Raw genomic sequence first — 18,096 nt, 5'->3', positions numbered from 1 at the left:
CGATCGGAAAGCGCTCTGGCGCGAAATCAGGCCGAGGCCAGCGAGCGCGCCTGATCGACCCAGCCGTCGCGGGCGATGCGCCCATTGAGCTTGAGATCCTGATCGAGCTTCTCGACATCGGCCGGCGCCATGGCCGCGATCTGCCAATAATGGAAGATGCCGCCATCGTTGAGCTTCTTGACCAGCTGCGGGCCGACGCCATGCAGCTTGGCGAGATCGTCCGGAGCGCCGCGCGGCGCGGCCAGCAGCTCGAAGGGCTCGAGCGCGATCTCGACCTCGGCGGAGGCCGCATCGGCGACGACCTCGTCGGCCGAGCGAAGATCCGTATGGACGCGGCCGAGCGCCGGCTCCGCCGTCGGCTGCTCCATCGCGCCGATGTCGACGCCCGACAGGCCCTGGCTGCGCGAGATGCCGTCGATCGCCGCGCGGGCGACGAGATCGCAATAGAGCGCGATGGCGCGGCCGGCGTCGTCGTTGCCGGGGATCGGGAAGGTGATGCCGTCCGGATCGCAATTGGTGTCGAGGATCGCCACCACCGGGATCTTGAGGCGGTTGGCCTCCTTGATCGCCAGCTGCTCCTTATTGGTGTCGATCACGAAGATCAGATCGGGCGTGCCGCCCATGTCCTTGATGCCGCCCAGCGCCTTCTCGAGCTTGTCGCGCTCGCGGGTGAGCAGCAGACGCTCTTTCTTGGTGACGCCCGCGGCGCCGGCGCCGAGCTGCTCGTCGAGCTTGCGCAGGCGCTGGATGGAGCCGGAGATGGTCTTCCAATTGGTGAGCGTGCCGCCCAGCCAACGGGAGTTGATGAAATATTGCGCGCTGCGCTTGGCGGCGTCGGCGATCTGATCCTGCGCCTGGCGCTTGGTGCCGACGAAGAGCACGCGGCCGCCCTTGGCCACAGTGTCGGATACGACCTTCAGCGCCTGATGCAGCAGCGGCACCGTCTGGGCGAGATCGATGATGTGGATATTGTTGCGGGCGCCGAAGATATAGGGAGCCATCTTCGGGTTCCAGCGATGCGACTGGTGGCCGAAATGAGCGCCCGACTCGAGCAGGCCGCGCATCGTGAAATCAGGAATCGCCATTGTATTTTCTCCGGTTCTAGCCTCGGCGAAAGCATGGAGAAGCCGGAGAACCGGCCACCGGAACGGCGCCTTGTAGCAGGAACCGTAAGACTTTCGCCTGTGGGATGGCGCGGCTTATAGGCGAGAACGGCGGCAGGGGCAAGCGAACTTCATGAAACGGCCGGCGCCCTCGCCCTCATGCTGCAAGCGCCTGCAGGGCGCGTCCCGAAGCGTGAGGGCAAACTCCAGAGGGTCAGAGGCGTGAAAGGTTCCAGCCATTGCGGGCCTGTGATTCCAGCCAAACTCAGATCTTTCGAAAGCTTCGGAAGAGCGGTAATTTTAAAGGCACGAATTTCTTGAATTCAGGCGCATCAACTCATGAAGCCACCGATTTTCTCCCCGCCGGCAGCCGGCTCAAAACCACAACAGTATATGCATTTGGCGCGAATGTTTCGCGAAGCCGCATTAGGACTGCCTGCATACAGGAGCAATGACGTAAATTGGCCAACGTATGCGCTCTTGCTTCATGCAACCGAACTCGTACTAAAAGCATTTTGCGATCACGCCGTTGCCAACGGAATGCCGAATGCGAGAGCGCCAAATCATGACTTGAAAGGATGGTATGCCATCGCCCTTCAGCATGGCCTTCCCGCCGATCAACACGTTGCAGAAGGCATCGATATCTTAGCGGAGCTTCACTCTAGTCATTATGCGAGGTATCCTGACAACCGACGAGCCTCTATTCCTGACATTTCCATTATTGCCAGCGACGTAGTTGATCGACTTATCTCCATTGTAACAGCTCGAATTAGCGAGTAGCAGCAGATTCTGCTGAATTTTCCAATCCGCGCATTGCCTCGCTACGCCCGACAACTCTCGCTCCCGGCTCGCCGGAGAACGAGTCGCGCGCTTGGAATCTATCGACCACGCTCCCATGATCTGCTAATCACCGCCCCGCCGTCGCTTCCCCCTTTTCACGAGGCCGCTTTGCCGCTCTACGCCGCCCTCTGCCTGGACAAGCCGAACCATGTCGAGCTTCGGCTCGCCACCCGCGAGGCGCATCTCGCCTTTCTCGCCGCCAATGCGGCGCAGGTGAAGCTCGGCGGGCCGTTTCTCGATTCGGCCGAGAAGCCCGTCGGCTCACTGCTGATCGTCGAGGCGGCGGATGTCGCCGCGGCGCAGGCTCTGCTCGCCGAGGATCCTTACGCGAAGGCGGGGCTGTTCGCGAGCGTCGAGGTCAAGCCATGGAAGCGCGTGGTGGGAGCGGAGCTCTGATGGCGCATTGGCTGTTCAAGAGCGAGCCCAAGACCTGGTCCTGGGACCAGCAGGTCGAAGCCGGCGCGAAGGGCACCTTCTGGAACGGCGTGCGCAACCATCTCGCCAAGAAGCAGCTAATGGCGATGCAGATCGGCGAGCGCGGCTTCTTCTACCATTCCAACGAGGACAAGGCCGTCGTCGGCGTGGTGGAGGTCATCAAGACTTATTATCCCGACCATACGGATGAGAGCGGCAAATTCGGCATGGTGGACATAAAGGCCGTGGCGCCGCTCGCGAGGCCGGTGACGCTGGCGCAGATCAAGGCCGACCCGCGCCTTTCCGAAATGGTGCTGGTCAATAATTCTCGTCTTTCGGTGCAACCCGTCTCCGAAGCGGAGTGGGAGCTCATCCTCGCGCTCGGCGGCCTCTCGCCCGCCGGCGTGGACGCGCTCTAGGACAGCCTATTTTCACAGCCGCGCAGCGCAGGCTCACGTTCTTGCTCAATTTTCGTGCGAAGCCACATTCGAGGCGAATCGCGACTTTTCAGACACGAAAAAGCGCGGTAGCAGTACATTTCCAGGCACGCCCACAGGAGAAAAGATGGCGCGCAAGAAAATCGCCCTGATCGGCGCCGGCCATATCGGCGGCACGCTCGCTCATCTCATCGGCCTCAAAGAGCTCGGCGACGTCGTGCTCTTCGACATCGCGAGCGGCGTGCCTCAGGGCAAGGCGCTCGATCTCTCGCAATCCTCGCCCATCGAGGGATTCGACGCGCGTATCGAGGGCGCGAGCGATTATTCCGCCATCGCCGGCGCCGATGTCGTCATCGTGACGGCGGGCGTGCCACGCCAGCCGGGCATGAGCCGCGACGATCTGCTCACCATCAATCTCGGCGTCGTCTCCAAGGTCGGCGCCGGCATCAAGGCCTATGCGCCGGGCGCTTTCGTCATCTGCATCACCAATCCGCTCGACGTCATGGTCTGGGCGCTGCAGAAGGCGAGCGGCATGCCGACCAACAAGGTCGTCGGCATGGCGGGCGTGCTCGATTCGGCGCGCTTCCGATTCTTTTTGGCCGAGGAGTTGAACGTCTCGGTGGAGGATGTGAGCGCCTTCGTGCTCGGCGGCCATGGCGACGATATGGTTCCCTCCGTGCGCTATTCGACCGTGGCCGGAATTCCGCTGCCCGATCTCGTCGCCATGGGCTGGACGACTCAGGCGAAGATCGACGCCATCGTCGACCGCACGCGCAAGGGCGGAGGCGAGATCGTCGGCCTGCTGAAGACCGGCTCCGCCTATTATGCGCCGGCCTCCGCGGCCATCGCCATGGCGGAGAGCTATCTGAAGGACAAGCGCCGCGTGCTGCCCTGCGCCGCCTATCTCGACGGCCAATATGGCGTCAGCGGGCTCTATGTCGGCGTGCCGGTGGTGATCGGCGCCAATGGCGTGGAGCGCGTCGTCGAGATCGCGCTCGACGCCGCCGAGCGGCAGATGTTCGACAAATCCGTCGGCTCGGTTAAGACGCTGATCGCCGCCAGCAAGGCGCTCGACCCTGCCTTCGCCTGAGCGCGCTGAGCCCCGTTTCCGCCCCCGGCGAGGGGCGCGTTGTCGCGACGTAAGGTCGCAATCAGGATCGGTGAGAAATGAACATCCACGAATATCAGGCCAAGGCCATCCTGCGTGAGTTCGGCGCCCCGGTCGCCGAAGGCGCTCCGGCGCTCGCCGCCGACGAGGCGCGCCAGGCCGCGAGCGGCCTGCCCGGCCCTGTCTATGTGGTGAAGGCGCAAATACACGCCGGCGGCCGCGGCAAGGGCAAGTTCAAGGAGGCTTCGGCCGGCGAGAAGGGCGGCGTGCGCCTCGCCCGCTCGCTCGACGAGGTCGAGACCTTCGCCAAAGAGATGCTGGGCTCGACGCTGGTCACGGTGCAGACCGGCGAGGCCGGCAAGCAGGTCAACCGCCTCTATATCGAGGACGGCGCCGATATCGACAAAGAATTCTACCTCTCGCTGCTAATCGATCGCGCCACCTCGCGCGTCTCCTTCGTCGTCTCCACCGAGGGCGGCACAGATATCGAGGCCGTCGCCCATGCGACGCCCGAGAAGATCGTGACCTTCTCCGTCGATCCGGCGACCGGCGTTCTGCCGCATCACGGCCGCCGCGTCGCCGATGCGCTCGGCCTCACCGGCCCGCTGGTGAAGGAGGCGGTCTCGCTCACCGAGCGCCTGTTCTCGGCCTTTGTCGCCAAGGATATGGAGCTGCTCGAGATCAATCCGCTGATCGTCACCAAGGACGGCCGCCTGCGCTGCCTCGACGCGAAGATCTCCTTCGACGACAACGCGCTCTATCGTCATCCCGACGTGGTCGCGCTGCGCGACAAGACCGAGGAGGACGAGAAGGAGATCGAGGCCTCCAAATATGAGCTCGCCTATATCGCGCTCGACGGCACCATCGGCTGCATGGTGAACGGCGCCGGCCTCGCGATGGCGACGATGGACATCATCAAGCTCTATGGCGAGAACCCCGCCAACTTCCTCGACGTCGGCGGCGGCGCCACCAAGGAGAAGGTGACGGCCGCCTTCAAGATCATCACCGCCGATCCCAAGGTGAAGGGCATTCTCGTCAACATCTTCGGCGGCATCATGCGCTGCGACGTCATCGCCGAGGGCGTCATCGCCGCGGTGAGGGACGTCGGCCTCGCCGTGCCGCTGGTGGTGCGGCTCGAGGGCACCAATGTCGATCTCGGCAAAGAGATTATCTCGAGCTCGGGCCTCGATGTGATTCCCGCCGACGACCTCGACGACGCGGCGCAGAAAATCGTCGCCGCCGTGCGCGGACGGAGCTGACGCGACGCTTTTGCGGCAAAAGCGGCCCGCCCCCGTTGGGATATTTCGCACTTGCGGGGGCGGCTCAAAACAGCCATCTTCCCACATGATGGTGGCGCTCGGCGGCCTCTTTCGGGGCGCGCCGGCGCCGCGCCGCTGCGGCCGAATGCGGGAAACAGCACGTGAACAGAATTTTCTCGTCCGATGCGCCGAGGCGGCGCCGCGTTCGCTCTTTCTCGACCCGCGCGGCCTATGCCGCCGCGGCCTTCTGCGCGCTTTCGCTCGGGGTCGATGATTTCGTCGGCACGAGCTTTTTCGTCGGCAAGGGCTCGGCTCACGCCCGCGAATCGAGCCTCTCCGTCGCCACGCCCTTCGAGGTCGGCGAGAGCGCGTCCGGCAATTATCTCGCCGCCATCGTCGCCGGCGCGGAGCGCGACACGCTCGCCGCCTCGACGTTTTTTCGCGAGGCGCTGCGCAGCGATCCGCGCAACCGCGAGCTGACCGAACGCGCCTTCGTCGCCGCTCTCGCCAATGGCAATATGCAGGAGGCCTTCGCCCTCGCCGCCCGCGTCGCGACCTTCGACAAGAACAACGGCCTCGCCAATCTGACGCTGGGCGTCGAAGCGATCAAGACCAAGAAATTCGCCAAGGCCCGCGCCGTGCTCGCCAAGGGCGGGCTCGATCGCAAGCATGACGTGACCTCCACCCTGCTCACCGCCTGGGCCTATGCCGGCGCCGGTGAGACCAAGCAGGCGCTGGCCACGGCCGACAAGCTCAAGGAAGACGCTTTCGCCGTCTTCCGCGACTATCATGCGGCGCTGATCGCCGACGCCGCCAAGAATGGCGACAAGGCCGAAGCGACCAAGCGCTTCAAATCCGCCTATGGGTCCGAGCGCAATACTTTGCGCCTCGTCGACGCCTATGGGCGTTTCCTCGTCTCCCGCGGCAGCCGCGAGGAGGCGCGCCGCGTCTATCGTTCCTTCGACGATCTCGCCCCGCGCCATCCGATCGTCACCGCGGCGATCGCCGACATAGACACGGGCAAGCCGCTCATCCCCTTCGTGCGCGACGCCGACGCCGGCGCGGCGGAGGTGCTCTATGGCCTCGGCGCGATCGGCGGACGCCAGGGCGACGAGCTCGCCTCGCTGATCTATCTGCGCCTCTCGCTCTTCCTCGCGCCGAATAATGCGCTGGCGACGATCACCCTCGCCGATATTTACGAGCGCATGAAGCAGGAAGAGATCGCTATCGATCTCTACGACAGCGTGCCCAAGGACAGCCCTCTGCGCGTCAACGCCGATGTGCAGGCGGCGCTGCTGCTGGAGACGCTCGGCAAGACCAAAGAGGCGACCGACCATCTCCAATCCGTCATCGCCGAAAATCCGAAGGATCAGGAAGCGCTGACCGCGCTCGGCAATATTCAGCGCTCGCGCAAGCTGTTCGCCGATTCGGTCACGACCTACACCAAAGTGTTGGACCTGCAGCCGCAGACCGACAAGAGCCAGTGGCTGCTCTATTATTATCGCGGCATCGCCAATGAGCGCCGCAAGAACTGGCCGACCGCCGAGTCCGATCTCAAAAAGGCGCTGGAGCTCTATCCCGACCAGCCCCTGGTGCTGAACTATCTCGGCTATTCCTGGGTGGACCAGGGCGTCAATCTCGACGAGGCGTTCAAAATGCTGCGCCGCGCCGTCGATCTGCGCGCCCGCGACGGCTATGTCGTCGACAGTCTCGGCTGGGCCTATTACCGGCTCGGCCGCTATGACGAGGCGGTGCGCGAGCTCGAGAAGGCGGTCGATCTCAAGCCCTCCGATCCGGTCATCAACGACCATCTCGGCGACGCCTATTGGCGCGTCAATCGCAAGCTCGAGGCGCGCTTCCAATGGAATCACGCGCGCGACATGAATCCTGATCCCGATGATCTGCCGAAGATCCTGGAGAAGATCGACAAGGGCCTCTCCGACGCCTCGCCCATCGCCAGCGATCAGAGCAAGAAGAAGAACGGCGGCTGATCGAAGCCTCTGTCGCTTCGCCGCGCCATCGCCTTTCTTCTCCCCGCGAGCGGGGAGAAGAAGGAAACCGCTACCCCTTCTCTTACAGCGAATTGGGCGCGGGCTGCGCCCGCCCGCTCATTCGGCCGCCCTCTCCGCGAGCGCGCCGAAGCCCTGCGACGACACGGGCGGCGTCTCGACCAGCACGTCGCCCAGCTTGCGGCGGAACCACATCGCATAGAGCGCCGGCAGGAACAGCACCGTCAGAAAGGTCGCGACGAAGAGGCCGCCCATTATGGTGAGCGCCATCGGCCCCCAGAACAGCGAGCGCGTCAGCGGAATCATGCCGAGAATGGCGGCCATCGCGGTGAGCGCCACCGGCCGGGCGCGGCGCACCGTGGCGCCGATGATGGCCTCGCGATAATTGACGCCCTTCTCGAGATCCTGTCGCACCTGATCGACCAATATGATCGAGTTGCGCATGTCCATGCCGGAGAGCGCGATGAGGCCGAGCAGAGCGACGAAGCCGAAAGGCGCGCTCGCGAGATTGAGCGCCAGCGAGGAGCCGATGAGGCCGAGCGGCGCGCTCATCATCACGAGGCCGAGCCGCGTGAAATCCTGCAGCTGGAACATCACGATCACCAGCATGACGAGAATCATGACCGGCGCCACGGCGGCGATGGAGGAATTGGCCTTGGCGGACTCCTCGATGGCGCCGCCGATCTCGAGCCGATAGCCCGCCGGCAGATGCTCGCGAATCTCGGCGAGGCGCGGCCAAATGCGATTGGTGACGTCCGGCGCCTGCACGCCGTCCTTCACATCGGCGCGCGCGGTGACGAGCATGTTGCGATTGCGCCGCCAGATGATCGGCTCCTCATGCTCATAGACGATCTTGGCGATCTGTGAGACGGGCACGGGCGCGCCGGCGCGCGTCAAGATCACAATGTCGTCGAGCCGCCCGAGATCGCCGCGCTCGCCGGGCGTGGCGCGGGCGACCACATCGACGCGGTCTATGCCGTCGCGCAGGCTGGTGATCGTCACGCCGGAGACCATCATCTGCAGCCGATTCGCCACGTCTTGCGGCGTGAGGCCCATGACGCGCGCGCGGTCTTGATCGATGACGAGCCGCACCGCCGGCGTCTGCTCGTTCCATTGCAGATGCGGCTCGACGACGGCCTTGTCCTCGCGCATCACGTCGCGCACGCGATAGGCGATGGCGCGCACCTCCGCCGGATCGCGGCCGATGACGCGAAACTGCACCGGAAAGCCGACCGGCGGGCCGAAGTTGAAGCGATCGACGCGGGCGCGGGCCTGCGAGACGGCGCCATCCTCCAGCGCCTTGGACAGGCGGGCCTTCAGCCGCTCGCGCGCCTCGAGATCCTTGGCGACGATGACGATCTCCGCATAGGCCTCATTGGGCAGCGCCGGGCTGAGGCCGAGCCAGAAGCGTGGCGGGCCGCGGCCGATATAGCTCGTGTAATGGACAGCGTCCTCATCGCCCTTCAGCAGCTTCTCGGCCTCGTCCACCGCCGCGGCCGTCGCGAATATGGACGAGCCCTCCGGCATGCGCAGCTGGAAGAACAGCTCCGGCCGCTCGGAAATGGGGAAGAACTGCTTCTGCACATGGCCGAAGCCGAGGACGGCGGCGATGAAAATCCCGCCCGTGGCGCAGACGACGAGCAGGCGATTGTCGACCGCCCAGGTGATGAGACGGCGCAGGCCGAGATAGAAGGGCGTGGAATAGATCGCGTCGGGATCGTGATGGGCTTGGCGCGAGAAATCGGGCAGCAGCTTCACCCCGAGATAGGGCGTGAACAGCACAGCGACGAACCAGGAGGCGACGAGCGCCACGGCCAGCACGAAGAACAGCGAGCCCGTATATTCGCCGGTCGAGGAAGCGGCGAAGCCGACCGGCATAAAGCCCGCCACCGTCACCAGAGTGCCGGTGAGCATGGGAAAGGCCGTGGACGTCCAGGCGAAGGTGGCGGCGCTGATGCGATCTTCGCCCTGCTCCATCTTCACCGTCATCATCTCGACGGCGATGATGGCGTCATCGACGAGCAGGCCGAGCGCGATGATGAGCGCGCCGAGCGAGATGCGCTGAAGATCGACGCCAAAGGCGTTCATGAACACGAAGACGACGGCGAGCACCAGCGGCGCCGACAGAGCGACGATGATTCCGGTGCGAAAGCCGAGCGAGACGAAGCTCACGAAAAGGACGATGACCAGCGCCTCGACGAAGGAGCGCGTGAACTCGCCGACCGCATGGGAGACGACGGTCGGCTGATCGGCGATCTGCGTGATTTCTATGCCGACCGGCGTCTCGGCGCGAATCTCGGCCATTGTGGCCTCGAGATTCTCGCCCAAAGTGAGGACATTGCCGCCGCGCGCCATCACCGCGCCGACGACGATGGTCGGCTCGCCCTTGTAGCGCGCGATGAAATTGGGCGGGTCCTCATAGCCGGGAACGACATCGGCGACGTCGCCGAGGCGAAACACATGGCCGCCAGCCTCCACCGGCGTCGCGGCGATGGCGTCCGCGCCCTTCAGCGCGCCGGTGACGCGCAAGGCGACGCGATTGGCCGGCGTCTCGAACACGCCGGCGGCGTTCACCGCATTCTGTTTGGCCAGCGATTCGAACAGCGATTGCGGCGTGACGCCGAGATTGGCGAGCTTGGCCTGGCTGAACTCGACGAAGATCTTGCGGTCCTGCTCGCCATAGACATTCACCTTCACAATGTCCGGCGTCTCCAGCAGGCGCTGGCGGAACATCTCCACCACACGATCGAGCTGGCGATAATCGGCGCCCTCGCCATGAACCGCGTAGAGCACGGCGTCGACGTCGCCGAACTCGTCATTGACGTCGGGGCCGATCACGCCCTGCGGCAGCTCCGGCTGAATGTCGTGGAGCTTCTTGCGTAATTGATAGAAGAGGCTCGGCACCTGCGCGGGCGGCGTCGTGTCCTTGAACGTCACCTGCATGGCGAGGAAGCTCGGCTTCACATAGGTCTCGATCTTCTCGAGATAGGGAAGCTCCTGCAGCTTCTTCTCCAGGAGGTCGGCGACCTGATCGCGCATCTCGAGCGCGGTGACGCCCGGCCAAATCGCGGTGAGATTGGCGACCTTGATGGTGAAGGACGGGTCCTCGGCGCGGCCGAGGCGGAAATAGGAGAAGACCCCGGCGATGGCCACGGCCAGAATCAGCGCCAGAGTGAGCGTCTGACGCTTGACCGCCCAGAGCGAGAGATTGAAGCCCATTCGCCCAGCGCCTCACAGAGTCTCGGCGTCGACCGGACGCACGCGCTGGCCCGGGTCGAGCTTATGGGCGCCGAGCACCACGATCCGATCCCCCTCGGCGACGCCGGAGGAGATCAGCGCCGTCTTGGCCTCGTAGCGAAGCACGGAGACGGGGACGAGCGCGAGCTTGCCGCCCTCCTCCACCTTCCAGACGCTGGGGCCGGAACCCTGATCGAACAGAGCGGCGAGCGGGAGCGCCGCGGCGACGCCCTGATCCTTGCCGGCGAGCGTCAGCGTCGCGCTCATGCCGAGCCCGACCTTCTCATCGGCGCCGACGATCGAATAGCGCGCGGAGAAAGTGCGGGTGGCGGCGTCGGCGGAGGCGCCGAGCTCGCGCAGGCTGGCGCGATAGATCTTGGCCGGATCGGACCAGAGAAAGAGGCTCGCCTCCCCCGCTCCGGCGACGGAGGCGAATGCCTCCGGCAGAGCGACGACGGCCTCGAGCGCGCCAGCGCGAGCGACGCGCACCGCCGCCTGCCCCGCCGCGACCACCTGCCCCGGCTCGATGAAGGTCGCTGTCGCCACGCCGTCCGAATCGGCGCGCAGCGAGGCGTAATCCAGCGCATTCTTGGCGAGCTCGACGGCCCGCAGCGCACGCTGCTGGCGGCCGCGCGCCTCCTCGGCCTGGGCTTTCTGGCGATCGAGCGCGGCCTGCGCGGTCCAGCCGTCCTTGCGCAAGGTCTGCGCGCGGCGCTCGTCGGCGGCGGCCTGCTCCAGCGCCATGCGCGCGGCGGAAAGCTCCGCCTCGGCCTGCTCCTTCTGCAGGCGCAGATCGGCCTCGTCCAGCACGGCCAGAAGATCGCCGGCCTTGACGGATTGCCCATTCTCGACGAGGCGGCGCACCACCTTGCCGGCGACGCGGAAGGATTGGTCGGTCTCGACGCGAGGACGGATGGCGGCGACGAATTGGCGTGTCGGCGTGCGCGGCGCGTAATGAACCGGCGCGACGAGCACGACCCGCGCCGGCTCCTCGGCCTTGCGGGCGGAATTGTCACAAGCCGACAGGAAGAGGAGAACGCATAACGCCGACGCAGACCGCAACAACGATCGACTATTCTTCATTGCGGCGAGTCTCCGCCAAAAAACGCCTGTCCTTACGCGTCGAATCGCACGCTTCGTGTCGGAAATCAAATATTGCCGGGCGTCGCCCGCGCCCCTTGGCGGCCCCGCGCGAAAGCGCAAGCGAAACAGCCGGAGCCGCCGTCGAGGCGAGGCGACGCGACGCTAGAGCGCCAGCATCTGGACGAGCCGTGTCGCTATGCGCTCGAGCGGCCCCTCCACCTCTATCGTGAGCCCCATATGAGCGTGGATGGCGACGGCCGCGGCAAAGAAGACGATCAGAGCCGGAGCGCCGATCGAGATCCGCGCGGGGACGAGGCCGAAGAACAAGCCGAAAGACGCCAAGCCTATGAAAAATCCGGCGAAAGCCTCCGGTTCCGTATGCGCGCCCTGCGCCACCCGGCCGATGGCGACGAGCGCCGCCACGGCCACGCAGAGGAGAGCGGCGAAAATTCCGGCCCATTTTTCGCGAACGCGCATGAAAATTGCGGAGAGCGGCAGGAAGAAGGCCGCCGCCAGCGCGGCGTGGCCGCTCGGGCTGTGAAGCGCCGGCGGGCCAAAGGCCATGGAGAGGATTTTGGCGAAGGTCGCCATGACGCCGCAGACCATGATGGCCGCGAGGAACGCGACGGCCGCGCGGCGATCGCCGGCGGCCCATAGCGCCGCGGCGAGGCCGACGCTCGCCGGCAGGACGAAGCCGGCGTCTCCGAAGACGACGACGATCGGGACGATGGGTTCGATCGATTGGAGAAGCACGCCTCGGTCCGTTCGCAACCAAAGTTCGAAAATGGACGCGAGCTCGGCCGCGGCCGACCTTCGCTTCGCGAATCACTCGCCGCAGAATAAGCGAAAGCGGACGGGAGCGATAAAGCCGCTCGCAATGCGAGAGAAGCCGCGGCTGCGACGGAGCTTGCCGGCGCCGGAGGCTTCATTCTATATGCCCGCCGCACTCTATATGCAGAGCGCACTCTCTATTCAGAGGGCACTTGCGCCGATGCAGGCCGATTACAATCTGAAGGGACGGTGAACAGCCGATGCGCGGCGGGCTGAAAATGCGAGCCGCCGAGGGATCGGCGACATACGGGCCGCTTCGGGACCCGATTTCGAATGAACGAAAGGAACGGCGATATGGCTAAAATCATCGGCATCGACCTCGGCACGACCAATTCCTGCGTGGCCGTCATGGAAGGGTCGAGCCCCAAGGTCATCGAGAACGCGGAAGGCGCGCGCACCACGCCGTCCATCGTCGCTTTCACAGAGGACGGAGAGCGTCTCGTCGGCCAGCCCGCCAAGCGTCAGGCGGTGACCAATCCCGAGCGTACCTTCTTCGCGATCAAGCGCCTCATCGGCCGCTCCTTCGAGGACCCGATGACCAAGAAGGACATCGGCCTCGTCCCCTATAAGATCGTCAAGGCCCCCAATGGCGACGCCTGGGTGCAGTCGGACGGCAAGCAATATTCGCCCTCGCAGATTTCCGCCTTCATCCTGCAGAAGATGAAGGAGACGGCCGAGGCCTATCTCGGCCAGACCGTCACTCAGGCGGTCATCACCGTTCCCGCTTACTTCAACGACGCTCAGCGCCAGGCCACCAAGGACGCCGGCAAAATCGCCGGCCTCGAGGTGCTGCGCATCATCAACGAGCCGACGGCGGCGGCGCTCGCCTATGGCCTCGACAAGAAGGGCTCCGGCACGATCGCGGTCTATGACCTCGGCGGCGGCACTTTCGACGTCTCCATCCTCGAGATCGGCGACGGCGTGTTCGAGGTGAAGTCCACCAATGGCGACACCTTCCTGGGCGGCGAGGACTTCGACAGCCGCCTCGTCGAATATCTCGCGGGCGAGTTCAAAAAGGAGCAGGGCATCGACCTGACCAAGGACAAGCTCGCCCTGCAGCGCCTGAAGGAAGCTTCCGAAAAGGCGAAAATCGAGCTCTCCTCGGCGACGCAGACCGAGATCAACCTGCCCTATATCACTGCCGACTCCTCCGGCCCGAAGCATCTGACCCTGAAGCTGACGCGCGCCAAATTCGAGGCGCTGGTCGACGACCTCATCCAGCGCACGATCGAGCCCTGCCGCAAGGCGCTCAAGGACGCCGGCCTCTCGGCGGCCGAGATCGGCGAAGTGGTGCTCGTCGGCGGCATGACCCGTATGCCGAAAGTGCAGGAGGTGGTGAAGCAGTTCTTCGGCAAGGAGCCGCACAAGGGCGTCAATCCGGACGAGGTCGTCGCCATCGGCGCCGCGGTGCAGGCCGGCGTTCTGCAGGGCGATGTGAAGGACGTTCTGCTGCTCGATGTGACGCCTCTGTCGCTCGGCATCGAGACGCTGGGCGGCGTGTTCACGCGTCTCATCGACCGCAACACGACGATCCCCACCAAGAAGAGCCAGGTGTTCTCGACGGCCGAAGACAATCAGACCGCCGTCACCATTCGCGTCTTCCAGGGCGAGCGCGAGATGGCGCAGGACAATAAGCTGCTCGGCCAGTTCGACCTCGTCGGCATTCCGCCGGCGCCGCGCGGAATGCCGCAGATCGAGGTGACCTTCGACATCGACGCCAATGGCATCGTCAATGTGACGGCGAAGGACAAGGCCACCAATAAGGAGCAGCAGATCCGCATCCAGGCCTCTGGCGGCCTGTCGGACGCCGACATCGACAAGATGGTCAAGGACGCCGAGGCGCACGCGACCGAGGACAAGGCGCGTCGCGAGCTCGTCGACACCAAGAACCATGGCGAGGCGGCCGTGCATTCGGCCGAGAAATCGCTGGCCGAGTTCGGCGACAAGGTGTCCGCCGCCGACAAGAGCGCGATCGAGGCCGCCATTGCAGCGCTGAAGACCGCGCTCGAAGGCGAGGACGCCGAGGCGATCAAGGCCAAGACCAATGAGCTGACCCAGGCTTCGATGAAGCTCGGCGAGGCGATGTACAAGGCCCAGCAGTCCGAAGGCGCCGCCCCGGCGGGCGAAACCCATGCGCAGGACGATGTCATCGACGCGGATTTCAAGGAAGTCGGCGGCGACGAGAAGAAGAAGTGAAGTAGACCGGTTCGCCGGAAGAAAAGGCGCCGCCGTCTCCCGCTCCTCGGGAGACGGCGGCGCCTTCGCGTCAGCGAGGGCGCATTCCTCCGCCAACATTCGCGACGCACAAAATTCGCGGTGCCCGACCCGGCACCTACGAGCGGGAAAAAGACAGGCGGGAGCGAGCTTGGCGACGTCGCCTCACGGCCTGCCACGCTTTTCGCGCTGACAGTCAGATGCTGACGAACAGGTTGGAGGCGCAATTTCGCCGAGGCGTGAAAGACCCCAGCGGGTCCGGAAACACGACTTTGGCGCGTCCGTCAAACCGTGGTAACAAATTTTCCGAGTTCCTATATCGGCTGCGATCCTCGGCGCCTCCCGCCTGCAGGACGCCTTCCTCAACTCCTATCGACCGACCCCATGTCCAAACGCGACTTCTACGAAATTCTCGGCGTCGCCAAAACCTCGACCGACGTCGAGCTCAAGATCGCCTTTCGCAAGGCCGCGATGCAATATCATCCCGACCGCAACCCCGGCGACTCCGAGGCCGAGGCGCGCTTCAAGGAGGTCAACGAGGCCTATCAATGCCTCTCCGACACGCAGAAGCGCGCCGCCTATGACCGTTTCGGCCATGCGGCTTTCGAGCAGGGCGGCGGCTTCGGCGGCGGCGACGGCTTCGCCGCCTCCATGGCCGATATTTTCGACGATCTCTTCGGCGAGGTGATGGGGCGGCGCGGCGGCGGCCGCGGCTCCGCTCGCGAGCGCGGCTCGGACCTGCGCTACAATATGGAGATCACGCTGGAGGAGGCCTTCCACGGCAAGGCCGCGACTTTGAAGCTGCCGACCTCCGTCTCCTGCGAGGCTTGCGACGGGACCGGCGCCAAAAAGGGCTCCAAGCCCAAGACCTGCCCGACCTGCGCCGGCCATGGCCGCGTGCGGGCGCAGCAGGGCTTTTTCGCCATAGAGCGCACCTGCCCCACCTGCCAGGGCCGCGGCGAGGTGATCGACAATCCCTGCAGCGTCTGCTCGGGAACCGGCCGCGCCACCATAGAGCGCACGCTCTCCGTCAATGTGCCGCCCGGCGTCGAGGACGGCACGCGCATCCGCCTCGCCGGCGAGGGCGAGGCCGGGCTGCGCGGCGGCCCATCCGGCGATCTCTATATTTTCCTGTCGGTGAAGCCGCATACCTTCTTCCAGCGCGACGGCGCCGATCTCTATTGCCGCGTGCCGATCTCCATGGTGCGCGCGGCGCTCGGCGGCAAGATCACCGTGCATACGATCGACGGCGGCGAGACCGAGATCAAAATCCCCGAAGGCGCCCAAACAGGCAAGCAGATCAAGGTGAAAGCCAAGGGGATGCCGCTGCTGCGGGGGCGCGAATCGGGCGATCTCTATGTGCAGATCAGCGTCGAGACGCCGCAAAATCTCACCAAGCGCCAACGCGAGCTGCTCACCGAGTTCGAGGAGGAATCGTCCCACCAGACGCATCCCGAGGCCACCGGCTTCTTCGCCAAGATGAAAGAGCTGTTCGGCAAATGAGGCGGACGCCATTGACCGGGCGTGCGACCTCATACATGGTCGCGCGCGTTTGGAACGATCGAGGGGCTGTCTCAGCGTGTCACTGAATATCGAGCCACTGAAATCCGCTCTCGCCGATAATGCGCGCTTTCTGCGGTCCTGGATGGAAAATCCTCGCGGCGTCGGGGCCGTCTCGCCCTCGGGGCCTATGCTCGCCCGCGCCATGGCGAGCTATGTCGATCTCTCCCGCGAGGGGCCGATCGTCGAGCTCGGACCGGGCACCGGCCCGGTCACGCAGGCGCTGCTCGAGCATGGGGTCCCCGCCTCGCGCCTGCTGCTGGTCGAATATGAGACGGCGTTCTGCGATCTCCTGCGCCAGCGCTTTCCGGGCGTCGAAGTGGTGCAGGGCGACGCCTATTCGCTGAAGCAGACGCTCGCCGGCAAGGTCGAAGGGCCGATCTCCACGATCGTCTCGAGCCTGCCGCTGCTCAACCAGCCCGAATCGGACCGGCTGCGCCTGCTCGATCAGGGCTTCGAGATGATGGCGCCGGGCGGCATCATCATCCAGTTCACCTATGGCCTGTTCTCGCCCATGCCGCTGAAACGCCATCCGAACGGCTCCGCCTTCACGGCCGTGGGCTCGCAGGTCTGGGCGAATATTCCGCCGGCGCGCGTGTGGCGCTACGGCCGCAAGGCCGGCTGAGATGACGGGCGGCGCAACGATCCCGGCGCGAGATCGCCTCATCGTCGCGCTGGACGTCGATAGCGTGGAGACGGCGCGCGCGCTCGTCGCGCGGCTCGGCGATTCGGTCTCCTTCTACAAGATCGGCATGGAGCTCGCCTATGGCGGCGGCCTGCCGCTGGTCGAGGAGCTGAAGGCCGGCGGCAAAAAAGTCTTCGTCGATCTGAAGCTGCACGACATCGGCCAGACGGTGGAGCGCGCGACGCGGCAGATCGCCCGGCTCGGCGCGGATTTCCTCACCATTCACGGCTTTCCGCAGACGATGCGCGCCGCCCGCCTGGGCGCGAGCGACCGCGGCCTGCGGCTGCTCGCCGTCACGGTGATGACCTCCTATGACGATTCCGATCTCGCCGAGGCCGGCTATTCCGTCGGCGTCGCCGAGCTGGTGTCACGCCGCGCTATTCAGGCGAAGGATGCGGGAATCGACGGGCTGATCCTGTCGCCGCAGGAAGTGGCGCCGATACGCGCTCTGGTCGGGCAGCGAATGGCGCTGGTGACGCCGGGCGTGCGCCCCGCCGGCGCCGCTCTCGGCGATCAGAAGCGCGTGATGACGCCGGGCGAGGCCATCGCCGCCGGGGCGGACCATCTCGTCGTCGGCCGCCCGGTGACGCAGGCGCCCGACCCGCGCGCCGCCGCCGAACGAATCGTCGCGGAAATTTCCGCCGCTATCGGCGGCTGAGCGCGCCCTTCACAGCAGCGCCAGCTCCCGCAAATCCCGCTCGACCTGCTCTGGGCTCTCGAAGCGCGTCGCATGCATGCCGACAGCGCGGGCGCCCTCCACATTGGCCGCCGAATCATCGATGAAAATGCAGGCCGCCGGATCGAGCCCATAGCTCTCGAGCAGCAGCCGATAAATGGCGGCGTCGGGCTTCAGCAGCCCCACCCGCCCCGAGACGACGACGCCCGCGAAGCGCTGGAAAAAATCGAAGCGCGGGAATGTCTCCACATATTTCTCATCCGAGAAATTGGTGAGCGCATAGAGCGGCGTCCCGCGCGCGGCGAGCCGTTCCAGCAGCGCCACCGTGCCGGCGATCGGCCCGGCGATCATCTCGTCCCAGCGCGCGTCATAGGCGCGAATGAGATCGGCGAGATCGGGATAGAGCGCGATGCGCTCGGCCACCGCCTCGGCAAAGGGGCGGCCGCGATCCAATTCCAGATTCCAATCCGAGGTGCAGACCTCGCCGAGGAATCGCTCCATCGCCTGCGAATCGTCGAAGAGCTTGCGATAGAGGTAGCGGGGATTCCAATCGACCAGCACATTGCCGACATCGAAGACGACGGTGGTGACGTGGGATTTCACGAACATGCGGGGACTCCGGGCTCGAGGCGAGCATATA

General features: G+C 65.3%; 15 protein-coding genes. 10 read left to right on the top strand and 5 right to left on the bottom strand.

Going from position 1 to position 18,096, the window contains the following annotated elements:
• Positions 1 to 26: 26 nt before the first annotated feature.
• On the bottom strand, positions 27 to 1,085 hold the full coding sequence (locus FMZ75_RS14205; RefSeq protein ID WP_108916616.1) for a 30S ribosomal protein S2: 1,059 nt from the start codon (positions 1,083 to 1,085) through the stop codon (positions 27 to 29).
• A 357-nt stretch (positions 1,086 to 1,442) separates the two neighbouring features.
• On the opposite strand from FMZ75_RS14205, the gene FMZ75_RS14200 reads away from it, so the two are divergent.
• The 6 genes from FMZ75_RS14200 to FMZ75_RS14175 all read left to right on the top strand — a co-directional run bounded on the left by FMZ75_RS14200 (position 1,443) and on the right by FMZ75_RS14175 (position 7,152).
• Positions 1,443 to 1,883 carry a hypothetical protein gene (locus FMZ75_RS14200; protein WP_166143680.1) on the top strand — a complete coding sequence of 147 codons (441 nt, stop codon included), beginning with the start codon at positions 1,443 to 1,445 and terminating at the stop codon, positions 1,881 to 1,883.
• Between the two features lie 168 nt (positions 1,884 to 2,051).
• A complete protein-coding gene (locus FMZ75_RS14195; RefSeq protein WP_108916615.1) occupies positions 2,052 to 2,339 on the top strand; it encodes a YciI family protein in 288 nt (95 codons plus the stop codon).
• Complete coding sequence (locus FMZ75_RS14190) at positions 2,339 to 2,776, top strand: EVE domain-containing protein (protein WP_108916614.1); 438 nt, start codon at positions 2,339 to 2,341, stop codon at positions 2,774 to 2,776. Before FMZ75_RS14195 ends, FMZ75_RS14190 begins: the two co-directional genes overlap by 1 nt.
• Positions 2,777 to 2,921: 145 nt before the next feature.
• Positions 2,922 to 3,884 (top strand): malate dehydrogenase, encoded by a 963-nt coding sequence (mdh, locus tag FMZ75_RS14185; protein ID WP_166143678.1) that lies wholly within the window; start codon positions 2,922 to 2,924, stop codon positions 3,882 to 3,884.
• Positions 3,885 to 3,961: 77 nt separating this feature from the next.
• A complete protein-coding gene (gene sucC, locus FMZ75_RS14180; protein WP_142861416.1) occupies positions 3,962 to 5,161 on the top strand; it encodes an ADP-forming succinate--CoA ligase subunit beta in 1,200 nt (399 codons plus the stop codon).
• 161 nt (positions 5,162 to 5,322) lie between these two features.
• Positions 5,323 to 7,152, top strand: a complete 1,830-nt coding sequence (locus tag FMZ75_RS14175; RefSeq protein WP_166143676.1) for a tetratricopeptide repeat protein — start codon at positions 5,323 to 5,325, stop codon at positions 7,150 to 7,152.
• 117 nt (positions 7,153 to 7,269) lie between these two features.
• On the opposite strand, the gene FMZ75_RS14170 is transcribed toward FMZ75_RS14175, so the two are convergent.
• The 3 genes from FMZ75_RS14170 to FMZ75_RS14160 all read right to left on the bottom strand — a co-directional run bounded on the left by FMZ75_RS14170 (position 7,270) and on the right by FMZ75_RS14160 (position 12,243).
• Positions 7,270 to 10,389, bottom strand: coding sequence for an efflux RND transporter permease subunit (locus tag FMZ75_RS14170; RefSeq protein ID WP_166143674.1), 3,120 nt, complete (start codon positions 10,387 to 10,389; stop codon positions 7,270 to 7,272).
• Positions 10,390 to 10,401: 12 nt separating this feature from the next.
• Positions 10,402 to 11,490 carry an efflux RND transporter periplasmic adaptor subunit gene (locus tag FMZ75_RS14165; RefSeq protein WP_166143672.1) on the bottom strand — a complete coding sequence of 363 codons (1,089 nt, stop codon included), beginning with the start codon at positions 11,488 to 11,490 and terminating at the stop codon, positions 10,402 to 10,404.
• Positions 11,491 to 11,652: 162 nt separating this feature from the next.
• Entirely contained in the window at positions 11,653 to 12,243 is a 591-nt protein-coding gene (locus tag FMZ75_RS14160) for a phosphatase PAP2 family protein (protein WP_166143670.1), read from the bottom strand.
• Positions 12,244 to 12,615: 372 nt separating this feature from the next.
• Between FMZ75_RS14160 and dnaK the strand changes: the two genes are divergently transcribed.
• From dnaK to pyrF, 4 genes are all read left to right on the top strand, one after another.
• Positions 12,616 to 14,517 carry a molecular chaperone DnaK gene (gene dnaK, locus FMZ75_RS14155; RefSeq protein WP_142861421.1) on the top strand — a complete coding sequence of 634 codons (1,902 nt, stop codon included), beginning with the start codon at positions 12,616 to 12,618 and terminating at the stop codon, positions 14,515 to 14,517.
• A gap of 402 nt (positions 14,518 to 14,919) precedes the next feature.
• A complete protein-coding gene (dnaJ, locus tag FMZ75_RS14150; protein ID WP_166143668.1) occupies positions 14,920 to 16,038 on the top strand; it encodes a molecular chaperone DnaJ in 1,119 nt (372 codons plus the stop codon).
• Between the two features lie 76 nt (positions 16,039 to 16,114).
• Complete coding sequence (locus tag FMZ75_RS14145) at positions 16,115 to 16,720, top strand: class I SAM-dependent methyltransferase (protein ID WP_142861423.1); 606 nt, start codon at positions 16,115 to 16,117, stop codon at positions 16,718 to 16,720.
• Position 16,721: 1 nt separating this feature from the next.
• On the top strand, positions 16,722 to 17,438 hold the full coding sequence (gene pyrF, locus FMZ75_RS14140) for an orotidine-5'-phosphate decarboxylase (RefSeq protein WP_166143666.1): 717 nt from the start codon (positions 16,722 to 16,724) through the stop codon (positions 17,436 to 17,438).
• 9 nt (positions 17,439 to 17,447) lie between these two features.
• Here pyrF and FMZ75_RS14135 read toward each other — a convergent pair whose 3' ends face one another.
• A complete protein-coding gene (locus FMZ75_RS14135) occupies positions 17,448 to 18,065 on the bottom strand; it encodes an HAD family phosphatase (protein WP_166143664.1) in 618 nt (205 codons plus the stop codon).
• Between the last annotated feature and the right edge of the window lie 31 nt (positions 18,066 to 18,096).

The organism is Methylosinus sp. RM1 (assembly GCF_011378635.1).
Lineage (GTDB): Bacteria > Pseudomonadota > Alphaproteobacteria > Rhizobiales > Beijerinckiaceae > Methylosinus > Methylosinus sporium.
This window is presented reverse-complemented; position numbering and strand designations above follow the sequence as displayed.

Bases quoted from the DNA above. Each gene is read 5' to 3' on its own strand.
- FMZ75_RS14205 (WP_108916616.1), bottom strand. From the start codon at position 1,085: ATGGCGATTCCTGATTTCACGATGCGCGGCCTGCTCGAGTCGGGCGCT.
- FMZ75_RS14200 (WP_166143680.1), top strand. From the start codon at position 1,443: ATGAAGCCACCGATTTTCTCCCCGCCGGCAGCCGGCTCAAAACCACAA.
- FMZ75_RS14190 (WP_108916614.1), top strand. From the start codon at position 2,339: ATGGCGCATTGGCTGTTCAAGAGCGAGCCCAAGACCTGGTCCTGGGAC.
- mdh (WP_166143678.1), top strand. From the start codon at position 2,922: ATGGCGCGCAAGAAAATCGCCCTGATCGGCGCCGGCCATATCGGCGGC.
- sucC (WP_142861416.1), top strand. From the start codon at position 3,962: ATGAACATCCACGAATATCAGGCCAAGGCCATCCTGCGTGAGTTCGGC.
- FMZ75_RS14170 (WP_166143674.1), bottom strand. From the start codon at position 10,389: ATGGGCTTCAATCTCTCGCTCTGGGCGGTCAAGCGTCAGACGCTCACT.
- FMZ75_RS14165 (WP_166143672.1), bottom strand. From the start codon at position 11,490: ATGAAGAATAGTCGATCGTTGTTGCGGTCTGCGTCGGCGTTATGCGTT.
- dnaK (WP_142861421.1), top strand. From the start codon at position 12,616: ATGGCTAAAATCATCGGCATCGACCTCGGCACGACCAATTCCTGCGTG.
- dnaJ (WP_166143668.1), top strand. From the start codon at position 14,920: ATGTCCAAACGCGACTTCTACGAAATTCTCGGCGTCGCCAAAACCTCG.
- pyrF (WP_166143666.1), top strand. From the start codon at position 16,722: ATGACGGGCGGCGCAACGATCCCGGCGCGAGATCGCCTCATCGTCGCG.
- FMZ75_RS14135 (WP_166143664.1), bottom strand. From the start codon at position 18,065: ATGTTCGTGAAATCCCACGTCACCACCGTCGTCTTCGATGTCGGCAAT.